The sequence below is a fragment of the Saccharopolyspora sp. NFXS83 genome, from assembly GCF_026241095.1.
GTDB lineage: Bacteria > Actinomycetota > Actinomycetes > Mycobacteriales > Pseudonocardiaceae > Saccharopolyspora_C.
The window spans coordinates 1-17,983 of the sequence record NZ_JAPFGB010000014.1; the positions used below are offsets into that span (position 1 = coordinate 1).

Consider the following 17,983-nt stretch of genomic DNA (forward strand, 5'->3'; position numbering starts at 1 on the left):
GCGCGGCCAGCGACACCGCGAGCGGGTCCAGCGAGCGCCGGATCTCCAGCAGGTCGCGGGCCTCTTCCGCGTGGAGCTCGGTGACCCGCGCGTCGCGGTGCGCGTCCAGTTCGACCAGCCGCTCCGCCTTGAGCCTGCGCAGCGCCTCGCGCAGCGGCGTGGTGCTGATGCCGATGGTGCGCGCCAGCGTGGCCTGGTTGAGCACCGAACCGGGCGGGAACTCGCCCGAGAGGATCTTGTCGCGGACGCTGACGTACGCCAGCTCGCTCTTGGTCATCAGCGGTGACACCGCCGGTTCGCTCATGCCGCACCTCCCGTTCGGCTATAAGCTACCGCGCCGGCTTCCGCGCCCGACCACCAGGTGAAACGCCCTGGACGAACTCGCTATAAGGAGTACTCCTCGCATATTGGCTGGCTCCTCACCGATCGAAGACTTCAGATCCAAACATTGACCAACCGAGGTTATAACCTCCAGGATATCGCCGTCCGCGACTTCCGGAGGAGATTCCATGACCGCACGCCCCACCCCCGCGTACCGACTCGGCCTGCTCGAAGGCGACGGGATCGGCGCGGAGATCGTGCCCGCGACGACCCGCGTCGTCGATGCGGCGCTGGCCGCAGCCGAGGCGCCGGGCGTCGACTGGCTCCCGTTGCCGCTCGGCCGGTCCGCGATCGACGAGCACGGGACACCGATCCCGGAATCGACGCTGGAGGCGCTGGCCGGGCTGGACGCGTGGCTGCTGGGACCGCACGACAGCGCGGCCTACCCCGAACCGCACCGCTCGCGGCTCAACCCCAGTGGGACCATCCGCACCCGCTTCGGGCTCTACGCCAACATCCGCCCGGCGAAGGCGTTCGAGGGCGCGAAGGCGATGGTGCCCGGCACCGACCTGGTCATCGTGCGGGAGAACACCGAGGGCTTCTACGCCGACCGCAACACCCACGCGGGCACCGGCGAGTTCATGCCCACCCCCGACGTCGCCATCGCGCACGGCATCATCACCCGGCCCGCGGTGGAGCGGATCGCGCACACCGCCTTCGAGCTGGCCCGCGGCCGGCGCAAGCGACTCACGATCGTGCACAAGGCGAACGTGCTGCGCCTGACCACCGGGCTGTTCCGCGACGTGTGCCGCGAGATCGCCGAGCAGTACCCCGACGTCACCGTCGACGACTTCCACATCGACGCGATGACCGTGCACCTGCTGCGCCGCGCTCCCGAGTTCGACGTGATCGTCACCGAGAACATGTTCGGCGACATCCTCTCCGACCTCACCGGCGAGCTCGCCGGATCGCTGGGCATCGCGCCCTCCATCAACGCCTCCGACCGGCAGTGCATGGCCCAGGCCTCGCACGGTTCGGCCCCGGACATCGCGGGACGCGACATCGCCAACCCGATCGCGATGATGCTCTCCGCCGCGATGTTGCTGGAGTGGCTGGGAAACCGCAACGACGACGACGCGCTGCGCCGGGCCGCGACACTGCTGGAATCCGCCATCGCCGCCGCGGTCGCCGCCGGGACGTGCACCGCGGACATGGGTGGGTCGACCGGCACCGCGGCGTTCGCCGACGCGGTCGCCGAGGCGATCGGCGACGGGGATCCGGCGTGACGACCGGCCCGCTCGTGGCATTCGCGCACGCCACCCCCGGCTGAACTCGACGAGTCCGAGCCGGACCGGTCCGCGGTGCGCAAGGGCATGGACCATCCTCGCCAATGCGACACCGGATCGCCTCGACCGGCTCTTTCCCAGTGATATCAAGGGATTCCGGCTCTGCGGGGCCTGCCTCGGCTAAGGCACGGGTCACTGCAAGTCGGAACGTTCGCACGGCACGGCTCGGGCGGCGGGCTCGCACCGCCCGAGCTCGTGCGCACCGGACTCGGGGCCGTCAGCCGTGGTCGCGGATGCGGCTGAGGAAGCGGCGGGTCCGGTCCTCCTGCGGGTCGCCGATCACCTGGGCGCTGGTGCCCTGCTCGACGATGACGCCGCCGTCGAGGAACAACACCTGGTCGGCGACCTGCTGGGCGAAGCGGATCTCGTGGGTGACGACCACCATCGTCCAGCCTTCGGCGGCGAGGTCCTTGATCACCGCCAGCACCTCGCCCACCAGCTCCGGGTCCAGCGCCGACGTCGGCTCGTCGAACAGCACCACGCGCGGCTTCAACGCCAGCGCTCGCGCGATGCCGACGCGCTGCTGCTGCCCGCCGGAGAGCTGGAAAGGGTAGGAGTCGGCGCGGTCGCCGAGCCCCACCTGGTCGAGCAGGATCCGGGCGTCGGCGACGGCCTCCTCCTGCGGGCGCCGCTGCGCCACCACCGGGCCCTCGATGATGTTCTCCAGGACCGTGCGGTGCGGGAAGAGGTTGTGCGCCTGGAAGACCATCCCGCTCTGCGCCCGCAACCGGGCGCCCTCCCGGCGACCGGCCTTGCCGGTGGGCAGCCGGGCGAAGTCGATCTCGACGTCGTCGATGCCGATGACACCGGATTCGGGCGTCTCCAGCACGTTCAGCGAGCGCAGCACGGTGGTCTTGCCCGAACCGGACGGCCCCAGCAGCACGGTCGAGGTCCCGCGCCTGGACTCGAAATCGATGCCGCGCAGGACTTTCCGGTCGCCGAAGGACTTCTCCAGCCCGTGCACCCGGACGCGGGCGGGCTCTGCTCGGTGCGCTGTGGTGTCGGTCATCGGGCCACGTACCTGTCCAGTCGGGTTTCCAGTCGTTTCTGCCCGGCGGAGAGCGCCACGCAGATCACCCAGTAGTACAGCCCGGCGAAGGCGTACAGGGCGAGGAACTCGTTGCTCTCGGCGGCGGCGAGCTGCGACTCCCGGAAGAGCTCCGTCAGCAGCACCACCGACCCCAGCGAGGTGTCCTTCAGCAGCGACAGCAACGTGTTCGACAGCGGCGGCACCGCCGTCCGCGTCGCCTGCGGCAGGATGATCCGGCGCAGCGTCTGCCGGTAGTCGAGTCCGATCGTGGCCGCCGCCTCGAACTGCCCCTTCGGCACCGCGAGGATCGCCGAGCGCACGACCTCCGCCGCGTAACCGGCGACGTTGAGGCTGAACGCGATCACGGCCGCGGTGAACGGCGGGAACTTCACCCCGAGCTGCGGCAGCCCGTAGAAGACGATGAACAGCTGCAGCAGCAGCGGGGTGCCGCGGATGATCGAGATGAACGCGCGGGCCAGTCCGGACAGGACCTTGTAGGGCGAGATCCGCGCGAGGGCCACGAGCAGGGCGAGCGAGAGCCCGATCGCGAAGCTCAGCACCGTCAGCGGGATCGTCACCTGGACGAGGCCGACGAACATCGGCCACGCCGTGCTGCGCAGCACGTCCCAGGTGCTGCGGTGACCGCGCCCCTCGGACAGGTCGGCTTCACCGCCGTCGGGCACCGAGACGTCGGCCTTGAAGTACTTCTCCGAGATGCCCTTGAGCGTCCCGTCGGCCTTGAGCTCGGCGATCGCCCGGTTCCCCTGGTCGAGCAGGGCCTGGTCGGTCTTGCGGAAGGTGAGGACCTGTTCGCTGGTCTCGGCACCGGCGTTGCCCGCGATCTCCACCTCGGTGGAGCCGGTGCTGGCCAGGTAGTCGAGCACGGCGATGTTGTCGTTGACGATCGCGTCGACCCGGCCCTGCGTGAGCAGTGCCGCCGCCTGCGCGAAGCCTTCGACGGCTTCGACGTTCGCGCCCGCGTCCTTCGCGACCTGTGCCCAGTTGCTGGTGCTCGACTGCGCGGTCGTCTTGCCCCGCAGGTCGTCGAGCGTCTGGATGCCCTCGTCACCGGTGCGCCGGATGATCACACCGCGCGAGTAGGTGTAGGGATCGGACAGGCCGTACTTGGCGGCGCGTTCCTCGTTGACCGAGACCTGGTTGGCGATGACGTCGAGCCGCCCGGCGTCGAGCGCGGGGAACACGGCGTCCCACTGCGTCTCGACGAATTCGAGGTCCCACCCGGCCTTGTCGGCGATCGCCTTGATCACGTCGATGTCGTAGCCGGTGAGTTCCTGCGTCCCCGGATCGTGGAACGAGAAGGGCGGATAGGTCCCTTCGGTGCCGACCCGGACCACGGGCCGTTCGGGCTCCTGCGCCGAGGCCGCGCTCGCGTGCGCGGGCAGGGCCACCATCACCAGCAGGAACAGCACCGCGCACCTGAGCGCATGCCGCATCAGCGATTCCCCTCACCTTCCACCGTGCCCGGAAGCGGCACCGCGCAGACGAGCATAGGGCGAATTCGCGACCCGGCACTTCAAGATCCACATTGCGGGAATGCGCTGGTCGTGGCACCGAATCCGGGCATCAGACCCCCGCCGGTTCCGGTGTCCGCTTGCGCTCCAGGCGGTCGAACAAGGTGAGCAGCGGCGTCGCCATGATCGTCGTGACCAGGGCGACGACCACGAGCACGCTGAACAGCTGCGGCGTCACGATGCCCGCCGCGAGCCCCACGTTGATCGCGATGAGCTGCATCAGCCCGCGGGCGTTCATCAGCGCGCCGACGCGGACGGCGACCGAGTTCGGCTCCCCCGCCAGCCGCGCGGCGGCCCAGCAGGCACCGAGCTTGCCCACGACCGCCACGAACACCGCGCCGATCGTGAACAGCAGCAGCCCCGGATCCAGCAGCAGCGCCATGTTCGTGTTGAGCCCCGAATAGGTGAAGAACAACGGCAGGAACAGCGTGCTGACCGGCTTCATCGCGTGCACCGCCGCGTCGACGGCCGCCGATCGCGGCAGCACCACTCCGAGGCTGAACGCGCCGAACACGGCGTAGAGCCCGATCTTGTCCGTGTACCAGGCGGCGAAGAAGAGCACCACGACCACGGCCATCAGCAGGTGCTCCGGGTTGAGCCGCCGCACCGCGCGTTGGGCCCGGCCCCCGGCGCGGACGATCGCGACGAGCACCACGACGAACACCGCGCTGCCGCCGGCCGTGATCGCGAACGGGCCGATGCTGGCGGCGCTGATGCTGAGCACTCCGGCCAGCAGCACCCACGCGACGGCGTCGTCCACCGCGCCGGAAGCCAGCGACAACGACCCGAACCGGGTGCCGGACAGCCCCCGTTCGGTGATGATCCGAGCCAGCATCGGGAACGCGGTGATCGCCAGCGTGACACCCACGAACAGCGCCGAGACCAGCAGCGGCACGCCCGGTGGGAACATGCCACCGGTGTCCGCGGCGATCCAGGTCAGCGCGATCCCCAGCAGCAGCGGGGTGAGCATCCCGGCCACCGACACCAGGGACGCGGGCCGCGCGACCTGGCGCAACCGGTCCACCCGGAACTCGTAGCCCGCCTGGAACATGAACACGACCAGCCCGATCTGCCCCACCACGTACAGCACCGGCCGCAGCGCCTCCGGGAACACGGCCTGCTCCGCGGCGGGCGCGATCCAGCCGAGCAGGGACGGGCCGAGCACCACCCCCGCCACCATCTCCCCCACCACCGGAGGCTGCCCGAAGGCCCGCAGCACGCGCCCGACCAACCGGCAGCTGACCAGGATCACGATCGCCGCCAAGAAGAACGCCGGGGCGAGTTCGGTGGGGGACATGGTGCTTCCTCCGCGGGAGAGGGGCGCGACGACGCGCGCCGGACGGCGATTCCGTGCTGCTGCGGGAGATTCGAGACGTCAGCGGTGCGCCGGGCAGCCCGGCGGGGGTTGTTCGAAGTAGCGTCCGGCGAGGCGTTGCCTGCGGGCGTCGAGCACCATCCAGGTCCCCAGCACCAGTTGCCGCAGGCTGCACTCGACGTCCTCCCACCGGTCGCGCACGCGCAGCAGACCGAGGACCGCGGCGGTCCCCCGCTCCGGCGCGCCCCGGCGCACCAGCAAGCACGGCCCGCGCGAGGGCAGCGACCGGGTGTGGCGCACGCTGGAATCGAGCCGGAACCGGCGCAGCACCTCCCCCGTCACCGCGCGCATCACCAGCGGCGACAACCGCCACGCCGGGCAGGGCCGGTTCGCGGCGATGCCGAACGGGACGTGCGGCACGTCGCGGGCGGAGAGCTCCGCCCAGCGGCACGGGTCGAACACCTCCGGGTCCCGGTGGCCGCTCGCGTGGTAGTCGGGATAGCTGAAGCACAGCACCGATCCGCGCGGCAGCGTGGTGTGCTCGTCCACGTCGATGTCGCCGGTGGTGATGCGGTGCGCGATGCCGAACAGCGGGAACACCCGCAGCGCCTCGTCGAGCACGTGGGAGAAGTAGCGCTCGTCGGACGGGTTCGCCGCGAGCCGCTGCTGCACGTCGTGGTGCTGGGCGAGCACCAGCAGCAGGTGCGCCATCGCTTCCGAGAGCTGCACGACCGAGGTGTTGAAGAACGTGCCCTGCAGGTAGTGCACCTGCTCGGGGATGTCCAGGGTGGCGGGCAGGTCGTGCACCACGTCCCCGGCCTCGACGCGGGCCCGCAGGTAGCGGGTGAGCCGGGCCCGGCGTTCCGGGTGGCGCAGGCCGGTGCACTTGAGCGCGTTGACGACGTCGGTGGCGTTGCCGACGATGAGATCGCGCGCGCGGCGCGGGCAGGGTTCGCCGAAAACGAGCTCGTAGTTGAACTCGGCCCAGATCGGCATCATCAGGTCCCGCAACCGCACCGCGGTCACGTCCCCCCGGACCTCCTCGTCGAGGACCGCCGCCGCGCACCGGGCCGCGGTGGCCGCCAGCGACGCGCTGCTCCCGGCGAGGAAGCGCTGGGTGGTGCGGGCGACGTCGTCGTAGCGCGGGCCCGCCTCGATGTGCTCCTGGTGCACTTCGGGGCCGGGCGAGAGCCAGTACCAGAACAGGTCGGAGAGCCCGGCTCCTTCGCTGCGCCCACCTGCGTTCGGGTGCGAGTAGATCTCGCGGAACTCCTCGGGCCCGAACCGCTCGCCGGGCAGCGTGATCGCGTTGTCGCCGTTGACGAGTTCGAAGACCTTGCCGCGCAGCGCCACCACGCGCTGCGGCAACCAGCGCGGCGCGGTCAGCACCGCGGCGGCGGCCAGCACGGGGACCACTCTCACCAGGAACCTCCGAAACCCCGGGGCACCACCACGTCGCGGGTCAGGTCGCCGCAGCAGCGCCCGCCGCACAACGCCAGCGCCTGGTCGAACTCGACGCGCAGCCGCTCCAGCACGTCGCGCACGCCCTTCTCCCCGTCGGCGGCGAGCCCCCACACCACGGGCCTGCCGACGCCGACCGCGGTGGCGCCGAGCGCGAGCGCCACGGCCACGTCGGTGCCGCGGCGCACTCCGCCGTCCAGCAGCAGCGGGATCGCGCCGCCGACGGCCTTCGTGATGTGCGGCAGCACGTCGATGGGCGCGGGCGTCGCGTCCAGCTGCCGCCCGCCGTGGTTGGACACGATGATCCCGTCCACGCCGAAACCGACCGCGAGGTGCGCGTCATCGGGATGCAGAATTCCCTTGAGCAGCACCGGCAACCGGGTCATGGCCAGCAGCGATTCCACGTCCTGCCAGGAGATCTCCGGGGACATCTCGATGTCCCGCGTGCCACCGGCGGGCCCGCCGGGCAGACCGCGCATGTTCTCCGCCGCGTACCCGTCGGGCAGGTCGTGGAACCCGTTGCGCCGATCCCGCTCGTGCATGCCGAACACCGGCGAGTCCACGGTCACCACCAGCGCCGAGCAGCCCGCGCGCTCGGCGCGTTCGACGAGCCGGGCGGTGACCCGCGGATCCGGCTGCAGGTAGAGCTGGAACCACACCGGGGCCTCGGCGCGCACCTGGCGGGCTGCCGCGGCGACCTCGTCGATGGCGACCGTCGAGGCCATGCTGGAGATGAGCACGGCGCCCGCCGCCGCGGCGGCACGCGCCGTGGCGAGCTCCCCCTCCGGGTGGGCGAGGCGGTGGAACGCGGTCGGCGCCACCATGATCGGCAGCGCGCTCGGGGCGCCGGGCAGGCGCACCGTCAGGTCCCGGTTCGCCCCGCCCCGCAGCACCCTGGGCAGCAGCGCCAGCCTCGCGAACGAGTTCTCGTTGTCCACCAGGGCGAGTTCGTCGCCCGCGCCGCCCGCGAAGTAGTCGTAGGCGACCGGGTCGAGCACTTCTTTCGCGCGGTCGTGCTGTTCGGCGAACCCGTTCATCACGCGCCCGCCGGAACCGTCAGCCTGTCCCGCAGGAACTCGCGCAGCGGCGCGCGGTGCACCTGCTCGCCGTCCCATTCGTTCTCGAGGTTCTCGGTGATGTGGTGCTCGGCGAGCAGTTCCCCGGCTCGGAAGTGGCGCACCACAGGGTGCAGGTAGCGGCCGTCGAGCCCGGCGGTGTCCTGTTGGGACACCCGGCCGGCCGTGACGTCGAACGGGTTGATCCGGTCGTGGTCCTCGCCGTACTCCAAGGTGATCGTCAGGTACGACTCGACGTCGCCGAACGCGCCGCCGTCCGCCGCCTCGTGCAAGTAGGCGACCGGGACCTCCTCGGCGTAGCGCGGGCCGTCCGGCCCCAGCAGGACGGCGTCGCCGAGGAAGCCGAACAGCTGCCACAGCGCGGAGGTGCGGTTGACCCGCTCGATCACCGCGTCGGTCGTGGCCTCCGGGGTCGCGGCGAGCGCGCGCACCGGCCAGGCCACGCCGTGCTCCCGGTGTTCCAGGATGCGGTGCAGCGCGCGGACCCCGTAGCGGAATCCGTGGATGAATCCGTTCGTCGACTTCTTGAAGTCGAGCACCTGGGTGATCGTGCCCGCGAAGTGCAGCCCCGGCACGTTCGTCGATTCCCAAAAACTGTTCTGCGCCGGGAATCGGTCGTCGATGATGAGTTCCGGACGGCATTCCGACGCGAACAGGGACGCGTCGAACCGAAATCCGGTGGCGAGGATGACCCGGTCGTAGCGGATTTCCTTCACGACTTCGTCGACGCGTTCGAAGCTCACCCGCACGACCAGTCCGTCGCCGTCCCGCCGGATGCCCAGGATGCGGCCGTCCAGCACCGCGTTCTGCGATTTCAGCTGGTAGGTGTCCAGGAAGTTGTTGTTCACCGCGCGCAGGTGTCCGACGAAGTGCGTCTGCCAGGCCAGCTTCAGCGACCCCGAACCCGCCACGTGGATGACGGACGCGTTCTCGATGAGGTTGTCCGCGGTTTCGAAGGCCGAGTTGCCGCGCCCGATGATGAGGACCCGCTGCCCGGTGAAGTCCGCCGGGTCGACCGACACCTCGGTGTAGGGCTCGGCGTGCTCGACGCCGTCGATCTCGGGGATGTTCGGCCGGGTCACCCCGGTCGCGACGATCACCCGCTTCGCCCGGTATGTGTTCCCGTGCTGGTCACGGGCCAGGAAGTCGTCCGGCTTGGTGACCTCGACGATGCGGGTGCCGAAGCGGACGGCCAGGCCGTGGGTGTCGGCGAAGTCGGCCAGGTAGCGCACGTAGTCGTCGGCGGCGGGGAAGTAGCGCGGCGTGTACTCGGTGAACAGCGGCGCGTTCTCCTCCGACAGCAGCGAGTTCCAGTCGGTGCGCAGGTTCAGCTCCGGATCGTCCGAGCCGGTGTGCACCTTGTTGATGGAGATGAGCTGCCGATGCCGCGGGTACTCGGTGAAGAAGGTTCCGGGGGATTCCCCTGATTCCACGATCACATAATTGCGCCCGGCGCGTTCCAAGAAATACCCCGCCTGCAGACCGGCGGGACCGCCACCGATAACGAGATAATCAAGGGAGTAGTCTTCGGCCACGTATCGTTCGCCTCCGAACAGGGCAGGAAGTTTCTTACTTGAACCTTAAAGCACTACCCCGGAGTAGTTGTTCGTGATGCACGTCACAGCGGCGATATGTGGTTGGACCACTGTTCCGGTGGTAGAGATCCACTTGCCGGGACCGCTCGTTCGAAACCGATGAGCCATGCGCCCGAAAACGTTCGACTATTCGACGGAAAGCGGTAAAAATGGGAGCAGTGAATCCCGCAGGTGATCATCACCACGCAGATCGGGCACAACCTTTTCCGCAAGCACTGCTCGATGCGCTCGGCGCGGACCCGCTCACCCCCGCGTTCGAACAGGACGGTCGCATCCTCGTTCGCGGTGAACTGCTGGAGCTGATCGGCCGGTGCACCGCGGGGCTGCGCGCCGCCGGGCTCGGCAACCGCAGCGGAGTCGCGATCGCGACGGCCGTGAGCGCGGAGGGCTTCGCCGCGCAGCTCGCCGCGCACACGCTCGGCTGCCGCGTCATCGTGCTGCGGCCCGGTCTCACCGCGCAGCAGCTCGCCCACATCCTCGACCAGGACATCGACGCCGTCGTCACCGACGAACCCACCGCCCGGCTGCGCACCGCGGCGGGCGAGGCGACGGTGCTCACGATCGGGCCGGAACTGCTGCGCGAGCAGGAAACCCCCGTGGCGCGCGGCGAACTCGACGACCCGGCGATCATCACGTTCACCAGCGGCAGCACCGGGACGCCGAAGGGGACGGTGTTCGACTACCGCGCCCTGACCCGGCACTGGTCCTGGCAGCTGCCGGAGTGGACGGACGAAACCGCGCGGCTCGCCGCGAACTACCGCCGCTTCCTGCTGTTCGGCACGCTCAGCAGCGCCGTGATGCAGGAACACCTCGCGCTGTGCCTGAACTCCGGCGGCACCGCGGTGATCCCCTCCGGCCCCCCGGAGTTCCCGGAAGTGCTGGCGGACCTGTCGATCACCGCCTGCCTGCTCACCGTGCCGCGGCTGCACCAGATCCTCGACGACCTGCGCGAGCGCGAAGTGGATCTGAGCGCGGCCCGGATGCTGCTGGTCGCCGGATCGCCGCTGGAACCGCACCGGCTGGCGCAGGCGCACGCGCGGATCGGCTCCGCGGTGCACGTGGGCTACGGGCAGACCGAACTGGGCATGGTCAGCCTGCTGTCCGCCGACGACATCGCGGCCTCCCCCGACGCGGCGCACTCGGTCGGGCGCCCGCGCGACGGGGTGCGGCTGGAGATCCGCGACGACTCCCGCGCACCCGTGCCCACCGGCGCGGAAGGCGAAGTGTGGGTGCGGGTGCCCAACGCCCTGTCCGAGTACTGGCGCGCTCCGGAGGAGACCGCCGCGGTGCTGCACGACGGCTGGGTCCGCACCCGCGACCTCGGCCACCTCGACCACGACGGATTCCTGCACCTCACCGGGCGCACCCGAGACGTGATCATGGTGAACGCGGTGCTGCAGTACGCGGGCCCGATCGAACGCGTCCTCGCCTCGCACCCAGACGTCGATCAGGCCTACGTGGCCGGAGCTCCCGACGACCGCACCGGCGAAGCGATCCACGCCTACCTGGTGGCCGCCGGCAGGCGGAATCCGGACCACGAGTCGTTGCGCGCCTTGGTGGCCGCCGAACTCGGCGCGGGCGCGGTGCCCGCCACCATCACCGCGCTGCCCGAGGTTCCGCTGACGTCGGCGGGCAAGCCGGACAAGAACGCGCTGCTGGCCCTGCGCAGCATCCCGGCGCCGCGCTGACCCCGCCGCCGACCGGCGGCGCCGACTGGGCCCAGCCGGTTCCGCACGCTCATCGGATCAGGAGCGCACCGCCGCCGAACGAGGAAAGGAGGACGCATTTTATGCCGACTCGTCCAGCACGGCGAACAATTGTCCTATATTCGCCACAGCGGGATCGGAAGAAAGGTGAACCGGTCGTGAACCCGGCCGAACGCATCGGCCGACGCACTATCCAGCTCCACCACCGGACCTTATGATCATGGCGATCTTATCGGCGCGATCGGAAGGCTCTGCTGCGATGGGAACAATGGAGACCGACAGAACGCGGAGAAGCCCCCGGCGACTCGGGAAGTCCTCGTTCGCGTTCCGCGCGATGGTCGGCACGGCCGTGCTGTTCATCGGCCTGCCGCCCGCCGCGGCCCTGGCCGACCCGCCGCAGGCGCTGCCGGGCAGCGCCACCGACGCCGACGCGAAATGGCAGCCCGCTTTCGATTACGACGGTGACGGCTGCTATCCCACTCCGGCGATCGGACCGGACGGAACGCTCGCTCCCGGATTGGAACCGTCCGGTGCGTTGAACGGCAATTGCCACGACAAGTCGGACCTGGACAACACCAATTCCTACGTGCGCACCAAATGCGACAACGACTGGTGCGCGCACATGTACGACCTCTACTTCGAGAAGGACCAGGCACTCGACGGCGTGCACGACGCGTTCGGGCACCGCCACGACATCGAGCACGTCGTGGTGTGGGTGAACGAGGACCAGGCCAAGTACGTCTCCACTTCGGCGCACGGCGACTTCTCCACCTACCCCGCGTCGGACGTCGGCTTCGAGGACACCCACGCGAAGATCGTCTACCACAAGGACGGTCCCAGCACGCACTGCTTCCGCCTGGCGGGCAAGGACGAGCAGCCGGAGAACGACTACGGCACCTGGCAGTACCCCGACCCGGTCAGCTGGGACAACTACCCCGAAGGCATCCGGGACAAGCTGACCGGCGCCGACTTCGGCAGCGCCAGCCTCGGCATCAAGGACGGCAGTTTCGAGGACAACCTCGCCAAGGCCAAGCCCGCCGACATCGAGTTCAACCCGAGCGCCTGAGCCAGGGCCGCCGAGAGGGGCGGGTGGCGCAACCTCAGTCGTCTTCTCGCTGCGGGATCTATTTCCCGAGTGGCTCGGCCACGAGGGAAAAAGCCGTCCTCTCGAGAGAGAAGACGACTGAGAACCCGCGGCGGTGCCGGCTGGTCCGGCGGTCGCTGCTCGGCGGCTTCGCCGCTGACAAGACGTCGTGCTCCGCGGGGCGTCGTGTCGACGAATTTCCCCCAGCAGGGCGGTAAGCGGTGCGGAACCCCGGTCGGGTTCCGCACCGCTTTCAGTGGTCCGCGCACGGGGTTCGGTGGTTCGGCGCCAGGTCGGCGAGCCGACGGTCTTTCGCCGGGCGACCCACCGGTCGCGGTCGTACGCGCCCGGTCCAGCTGTGCTGCGCCCAAGTCGCCAGGGCCGCCGCGATGCTGAAGACCACCGCGAATTCGACAAGCAGCGCGATCCACACCAGTGCCATCGCCGGTTCCTCTCCGGAATCCGCCCGCAGCGGGCGTTGTTCACCTTCGGTTCCGCCCACCGGGTGGCCGGGCGGAGGCGTCATCGACGTCGTGCCACTCATCGTGGTGCCGCACCGGAGCCGGCACGAGTGGCCCGAAGGACAACATGTGCAAGGATCGGGCCATGGGTGCTTCTCGCCAACCGGGCCGGTGCCGCGTCGCGGTGCTGGTGCGACCGGGGCTGCTGCCGATGGAACTGGGCTTCGTGCACCAGTTGTTCTCGCTGGCCCGCGACGCCGCCGGGGAGTCGCTGTACGACGTGGTGACCTGCGCGGTCCATCCGGGCGAGCTGCGGACCACCACCGACTTCTCCGTGCGCGTCCGGCACGGGACCGAGGCGTTGGCGGCGGCCGACATCGTGTTCGTGCCCGCCTCCGACGAGGACTACGAGCCGCGAACCGAACCGGATCCCGAACTGCTCGCCGCGCTCGCGCGGATCCCCGAACACGCGCGGATCGCGTCGATCTGCACCGGCGCGTTCGTGCTCGCGGGCGCGGGCTTGCTCGACGGCAGGACCGCGACCACGCACTGGAACGCGGCCGAGCGGTTCCGGCGGACGTTCCCGCAGGTGGAGCTCGACCCGTCGGTGCTCTACGTCGACGAGGGTTCCGTGCTGACGTCGGCGGGCGAGGCTGCGGGCATCGACCTGTGCCTGCACATGATCCGGGAGGAGCACGGCGCGACGGTCGCCAACGACGTGGCCCGCAGCGCCGTCGTGCCCGCGCACCGCGACGGCGGGCAGGCGCAGTTCATCCGGCGCGCGGTGCCCGAGCCGCGGAGCTCCTCCACCGGGCGGGCGCGGGCGTGGGCGCTGGAGAACCTGCACCGGGTGCTGTCGCTGCGGGAGCTCGCCGACCTGGAATCGATGAGCGTGCGCACCTTCACCCGCCGGTTCCGCGACGAGACCGGGCTGTCACCGGTGCAGTGGCTCACCGGGCAGCGCGTCGAACGGGCGCGGCAGCTGCTGGAGGAGACCGAGCTGCCGGTCGACCAGGTGGCGGCGGATTCCGGGTTCGGGACGGCGGCCTCGATGCGCCAGCACTTGCGCGCCCGGCTCGGCATCTCCCCCAGCACGTACCGCAGCACCTTCCAACCGGGGCGGCTCGGCGGGGACACCGACGGCGCGGCGACCGCCTGATCCCGCTCGGTCACCGGCGGCGAATCCCGTTGCCACCGCCCGAATTCACCGGACCAGCGCTGCGCTTTCGGTGATCGCGGCGGGGAAACCCCAGCGTCGCAACGACTTCCGGCGAGTCAGAACGCGGGCACACCGGCCCAGACGGTGCTCAGCACCTCTCGCGTGAGGACCTCGCCAGGAGGCCCCGCCGCGAGCAGGCGGCCATCGCGCAGCACCAGGCAGTGATCGGCTTCGCGCGCTTCGGCGAAGTCATGGGTGACCTGCACGACCGTGGTGCCGCGTGACCGCTCCTGGTCGAGCGCCGCGGTGATGTGCCGCTGCGCGGCGACGTCCAGCCCGGCCGCCGGTTCGTCCAGCAGCAGCAAACCCGCTCGCTGCGCCAATCCCTGCGCGACCAGGACGCGCTGCCGCTGGCCGCCGGACAGCGCACCCAGCGGGCGCTCGGCCAGTTCGGCCACGCCGAGCCGTTCCAGGCAGTCCGCCACGACCTCCCGGTCCCGCTTCGACAACCGGCGCCACGGGCCGGTGCTCGCCCACCGCCCCATCTCGACGGCGGCGCGCACCGTCAGCGGCAGCGCGTCCGACACCGAGCTGCGCTGCGCGACCAGGGCCGGACCCGCCGAACCGGGTCGCCGCACGGAGCCCGAGAGGACCGGGAGGACGCCGGCGAGCACGCCCAGCAGCGTCGACTTCCCGGAACCGTTCGGCCCCACCACCGCGGTCCGGCGCCCGGCCGGGAACTCGGCGGTGACGTCGTGCAGCACGGGATGCCTGCGGTACCCGGCGGAGACGCCGCGCAGGGCGGCTGGGCGATCGTCGGTGGTCACGTCGTCGGTGATGGCTCTCACGAAGCTCACCCTACAACGACAATCGTTTTCACTATAGGGTGATCTGTCATGGATTGGTTATTCGTCCCTTTTGAGGTGTCCTTCGTGCAGCGCGCGCTGTGGGCCGGGGTGCTGGTCTCGCTGATCTGCGCGCTCGCGGGCACCTGGGTCGTGCTGCGCGGCATGGCCTTCCTCGGGGACGCCATGTCGCACGGGATGCTGCCGGGGGTGGCGCTGGCCGCGCTGCTCGGCGGGGACCTGCTGCTCGGCGCGGCGCTCAGCGCGGGCGTGATGGCCTTCGGCGTGACCGCGCTCGGACGCTCGCAACGACTGTCGCGGGACACGAGCATCGGCCTGCTGTTCGTCGGAATGCTGTCGGCCGGCGTGATCATCGTGTCGCACTCGCAGTCGTTCGCGGTGGACCTGACCGGGTTCCTGTTCGGCGACGTGCTCGCGGTGACCGGCCCCGAACTGGGCAAGCTCGCCGTCGCGCTGCTGCTCGCGGTGATCGTCTCCGTCGCGGGGCACCGCGCGTTCGTGGCGCTCTCGTTCGACCCGCGCAAGGCCCGCACCCTCGGATTGCGCCCCGGCCTGGCGAACGCGCTGCTGCTCGGTCTGGTGACGCTCGCGATCGTCGCCTCGTTCCGCATCGTCGGCACGCTGCTGGTGTTCGGGCTGCTCATCGCCCCGCCCGCGGCGGCCGTGCTGTGGGCCAAGCGCATCCCGGTGGTGATGGCCGGAGCCGCCGCGCTCGGCATGGCCGCCACCGCGATCGGGCTGCTCGTCTCCTGGCACTGGGGCACCGCCGCCGGAGCGACGATCGCCGCCACCGCCGTCGTCCTGTTCTTCCTGTCCGCACTCGGCGCCGAACTGCGCGACCGGGTCCGGGCCACCCCGGAGAAAACCAACACGGAAGTCGAGCACGCACTGTGAGACCTCGTCAGACGAAACCCGCCGCGCTGGCCCTCGCGCTCGTCGCGCTGGCCGCCACCGCCTGCGACTCCCCCGGTGGCGAAGCCGCCCCGCCACCGGACGTGCCGCACGGCTACGTCGAAGGCGCCGAGGAGGCCGCCGAAGCCCAATCCCGCCTCGTCGTCGCCGATGGCGACACCGGCGCGGTGCGGGTGCTCGACCTGATCACCGAGGAAGTGGTGGAACTCGGCGCGGTGCCGGGAGTCCGGGACATCACCGACGACGGCCGGTACGCCTACCTGACCGGGGACCGCGGCACGCGCGTCGTGGACAGCGGCTCGTGGAGGGTGGACCACGGCGATCACGTGCACTACTACCGCGCCGACATCCGCGAGGTCGGCGACCTCCCCGGCCGAACCTCCGGCGCGCACAACGACACCGGCGTCGCCGCCGTGTCCACTTCGGACGGTTCGGCGACGTTGTTCGACCGGACCGCGCTCGACGGCGGCACCCTCACCGAGGTCGGCCGCGCCGAACTCGCCCCGGGCACCGCCGCCGTCCCCTACGAGGCGCACGTGCTGACGGTCTCCCCCGACGGCGCGGTGCGGGTGCTCGACCGGGCGGGCGAGGCCACCGGCACCGTCGAGCCGTCCTGCCCGCGGCCGAGCGGTGCGGCGCTCACCCGGCGCGGAGTCGTGTTCGGCTGCGCCGACGGCGCGCTGCTCGTCTCCGAGGACGACGGCGCCTTCCACGGCGAGAAGATCCCCTACCCGCGCCCGGTCGGCGAGGACGAACGCGCCCGCGAGTTCCAGCAGCGCCCCGGCAGCGCCACCCTCGCCGCGAAGGCGGGCGAGCGCGGCGCGTGGTCGCTGGACCTCTCGGACCGGAAGTGGACGCACGTCGAGACCGGGCCCGTCGTGGCCGTCAACGCCGTCGGTGAAGGCGGCCCGCTGCTCGCGCTCACCGCAGACGGCGTGCTGCACGCCCACGACCCCGAAACCGGTGCCGCCACGGCGAAGACCAGGGTCACCGAGCGTCCCGTCGACACCTCGGGACCGCTGCCGGTGATCCGGATCGACACGACCCGCGCCTACGTCAACGACGTCGACGCCGGGACGATCCACGAGATCGACTACAACGATTCGCTGCGCCTGGCCCGCGAATTCCGGCTCGGCGGCAAGGCCGCGCACCTCGCGGAGACCGGACGATGAGCCGGCGGATCACGGCGGCGCTCACCGCGACCGCGGCGGCGGTGCTGCTCGTGCTCACCGGCTGCTCCGGCGGCGGACCGCAACGCGCCCAGGTGGTCGTGACCACCAACGTCCTCGGCGACATCACCCGCAACGTCCTCGGCGACCAGGCCCAGGTGTCGGTGCTGATGCGTCCCGGAGCGGATCCGCACTCGTTCGGCATCTCCGCCCAGCAGGCAGCCGAGTTCGAGCTCGCCGACCTCGTCGTCCACAACGGACTCGGTCTGGAGGAGGGCGTGCTGCGCAGCGTGCGGGCCGCGGAGACCGCCGGGGTCGCGACGCTGCCGGTGGGCGAACGGGTCGACCCGATCCGCTACACCAGCGACGAGTCCCGCGGCCAGGCCGACCCGCACTTCTGGACCGACCCGCGCCGCGTCGCCGCCGCCGTCGACGTCATCGCGCAGCAGGTCGTCGAGCACGTCGACGGAGTCGACCCGGCGGTCGTGCGGGCCAACGCCGCGCGCTACCGGGGCGAGGTGGAGGCGCTCGACACCGCCACCGCCGCGCGGTTCGCCGCCATTCCCGCGCAGCAGCGCAAGCTCGTCACCAACCACCACGTGTTCGGCTACCTCGCGCAGCGCTACGACTTCGAGGTCATCGGCGCGGTGATCCCCAGCGGGACGACGCTGGCCTCCCCCAGCGCCTCCGACCTCGCCGGGCTCGCCGGAGCCGTGCGCCAGGCGGGCGTGCGGGCGGTCTTCGCCGACTCCTCGCAACCCGACCGGCTCGCCCGCGCGCTCGCCGACCAGGCCGGGCTCGACGTGCGGGTGGTGCCGCTGTTCTCCGAATCGCTGAGCCCGCCCGGCGAGGGCGCCGGCACCTACCTGGAGATGACCCGGTCCAACGCCGAAGCCATCGCCACCGGGCTCGGCGGATGACCCCGCCGAGCACCGGAACCACTCGACGGC

The 17,983-nt window shown here is 71.0% G+C and carries 16 protein-coding genes; 7 read left to right on the plus strand and 9 right to left on the minus strand.

All coding sequences use genetic code 11. The annotated features are described in order from the left end of the window. Positions 1-304, minus strand: a 304-nt coding sequence (locus OOZ19_RS16550; RefSeq protein ID WP_266091006.1) for a GntR family transcriptional regulator, incomplete at its 3' end; no start/stop codon positions are given. Positions 305-509: 205 nt separating this feature from the next. Between OOZ19_RS16550 and OOZ19_RS16555 the strand changes: the two genes are divergently transcribed. Next, positions 510-1,607, plus strand: a complete 1,098-nt coding sequence (locus OOZ19_RS16555) for an isocitrate/isopropylmalate dehydrogenase family protein (protein WP_266091007.1) — start codon at positions 510-512, stop codon at positions 1,605-1,607. Between the two features lie 277 nt (positions 1,608-1,884). On the opposite strand, the gene OOZ19_RS16560 is transcribed toward OOZ19_RS16555, so the two are convergent. The 6 genes from OOZ19_RS16560 to OOZ19_RS16585 form a co-directional block, all read right to left on the minus strand. Then, on the minus strand, positions 1,885-2,676 hold the full coding sequence (locus OOZ19_RS16560; RefSeq protein WP_266091008.1) for an amino acid ABC transporter ATP-binding protein: 792 nt from the start codon (positions 2,674-2,676) through the stop codon (positions 1,885-1,887). Beyond that, complete coding sequence (locus tag OOZ19_RS16565; RefSeq protein ID WP_266091009.1) at positions 2,673-4,151, minus strand: ABC transporter substrate-binding protein/permease; 1,479 nt, start codon at positions 4,149-4,151, stop codon at positions 2,673-2,675. The genes OOZ19_RS16560 and OOZ19_RS16565 overlap by 4 nt, the downstream gene beginning before the upstream one ends. A 130-nt stretch (positions 4,152-4,281) precedes the next feature. Continuing rightward, on the minus strand, positions 4,282-5,526 hold the full coding sequence (locus OOZ19_RS16570) for a cation:proton antiporter (protein ID WP_266091010.1): 1,245 nt from the start codon (positions 5,524-5,526) through the stop codon (positions 4,282-4,284). Positions 5,527-5,604: 78 nt separating this feature from the next. After that, complete coding sequence (locus OOZ19_RS16575; RefSeq protein WP_266091011.1) at positions 5,605-6,966, minus strand: cytochrome P450; 1,362 nt, start codon at positions 6,964-6,966, stop codon at positions 5,605-5,607. Further along, the gene (locus OOZ19_RS16580) at positions 6,963-8,042 is read right to left on the minus strand and encodes an alpha-hydroxy acid oxidase (RefSeq protein WP_266091157.1); all 1,080 of its coding nucleotides are present in this window, start codon (positions 8,040-8,042) and stop codon (positions 6,963-6,965) included. The genes OOZ19_RS16575 and OOZ19_RS16580 overlap by 4 nt, the downstream gene beginning before the upstream one ends. Beyond that, on the minus strand, positions 8,042-9,616 hold the full coding sequence (locus OOZ19_RS16585; RefSeq protein WP_266091012.1) for an NAD(P)-binding domain-containing protein: 1,575 nt from the start codon (positions 9,614-9,616) through the stop codon (positions 8,042-8,044). The genes OOZ19_RS16580 and OOZ19_RS16585 overlap by 1 nt, the downstream gene beginning before the upstream one ends. A gap of 218 nt (positions 9,617-9,834) precedes the next feature. Between OOZ19_RS16585 and OOZ19_RS16590 the strand changes: the two genes are divergently transcribed. After that, a complete protein-coding gene (locus OOZ19_RS16590) occupies positions 9,835-11,364 on the plus strand; it encodes a class I adenylate-forming enzyme family protein (protein ID WP_266091013.1) in 1,530 nt (509 codons plus the stop codon). Between the two features lie 352 nt (positions 11,365-11,716). After that, entirely contained in the window at positions 11,717-12,448 is a 732-nt protein-coding gene (locus tag OOZ19_RS16595; RefSeq protein WP_416309449.1) for an NPP1 family protein, read from the plus strand. Positions 12,449-12,719: 271 nt separating this feature from the next. Here OOZ19_RS16595 and OOZ19_RS16600 read toward each other — a convergent pair whose 3' ends face one another. Continuing rightward, positions 12,720-12,908 carry a hypothetical protein gene (locus OOZ19_RS16600; RefSeq protein WP_266091015.1) on the minus strand — a complete coding sequence of 63 codons (189 nt, stop codon included), beginning with the start codon at positions 12,906-12,908 and terminating at the stop codon, positions 12,720-12,722. Between the two features lie 164 nt (positions 12,909-13,072). On the opposite strand from OOZ19_RS16600, the gene OOZ19_RS16605 reads away from it, so the two are divergent. Next, positions 13,073-14,086 (plus strand): GlxA family transcriptional regulator, encoded by a 1,014-nt coding sequence (locus OOZ19_RS16605; protein WP_266091016.1) that lies wholly within the window; start codon positions 13,073-13,075, stop codon positions 14,084-14,086. A 116-nt stretch (positions 14,087-14,202) separates the two neighbouring features. Here the strand turns inward: OOZ19_RS16605 and aztA are convergent, their stop codons facing one another. Continuing rightward, the gene (aztA, locus tag OOZ19_RS16610; protein ID WP_266091017.1) at positions 14,203-14,934 is read right to left on the minus strand and encodes a zinc ABC transporter ATP-binding protein AztA; all 732 of its coding nucleotides are present in this window, start codon (positions 14,932-14,934) and stop codon (positions 14,203-14,205) included. 48 nt (positions 14,935-14,982) lie between these two features. On the opposite strand from aztA, the gene aztB reads away from it, so the two are divergent. From aztB to aztC, 3 genes are read left to right on the plus strand one after another with little or no spacing between them, the layout of a single operon-like run. Beyond that, on the plus strand, positions 14,983-15,846 hold the full coding sequence (gene aztB / locus OOZ19_RS16615; protein WP_266091018.1) for a zinc ABC transporter permease AztB: 864 nt from the start codon (positions 14,983-14,985) through the stop codon (positions 15,844-15,846). Then, positions 15,843-17,036, plus strand: a complete 1,194-nt coding sequence (locus tag OOZ19_RS16620) for a hypothetical protein (protein WP_266091019.1) — start codon at positions 15,843-15,845, stop codon at positions 17,034-17,036. The genes aztB and OOZ19_RS16620 overlap by 4 nt, the downstream gene beginning before the upstream one ends. Then, positions 17,033-17,953: a zinc ABC transporter substrate-binding protein AztC gene (gene aztC / locus OOZ19_RS16625; protein ID WP_266091020.1), complete on the plus strand. Its 921-nt coding sequence runs from the start codon at positions 17,033-17,035 to the stop codon at positions 17,951-17,953. Before OOZ19_RS16620 ends, aztC begins: the two co-directional genes overlap by 4 nt. Positions 17,954-17,983: the final 30 nt, after the last annotated feature.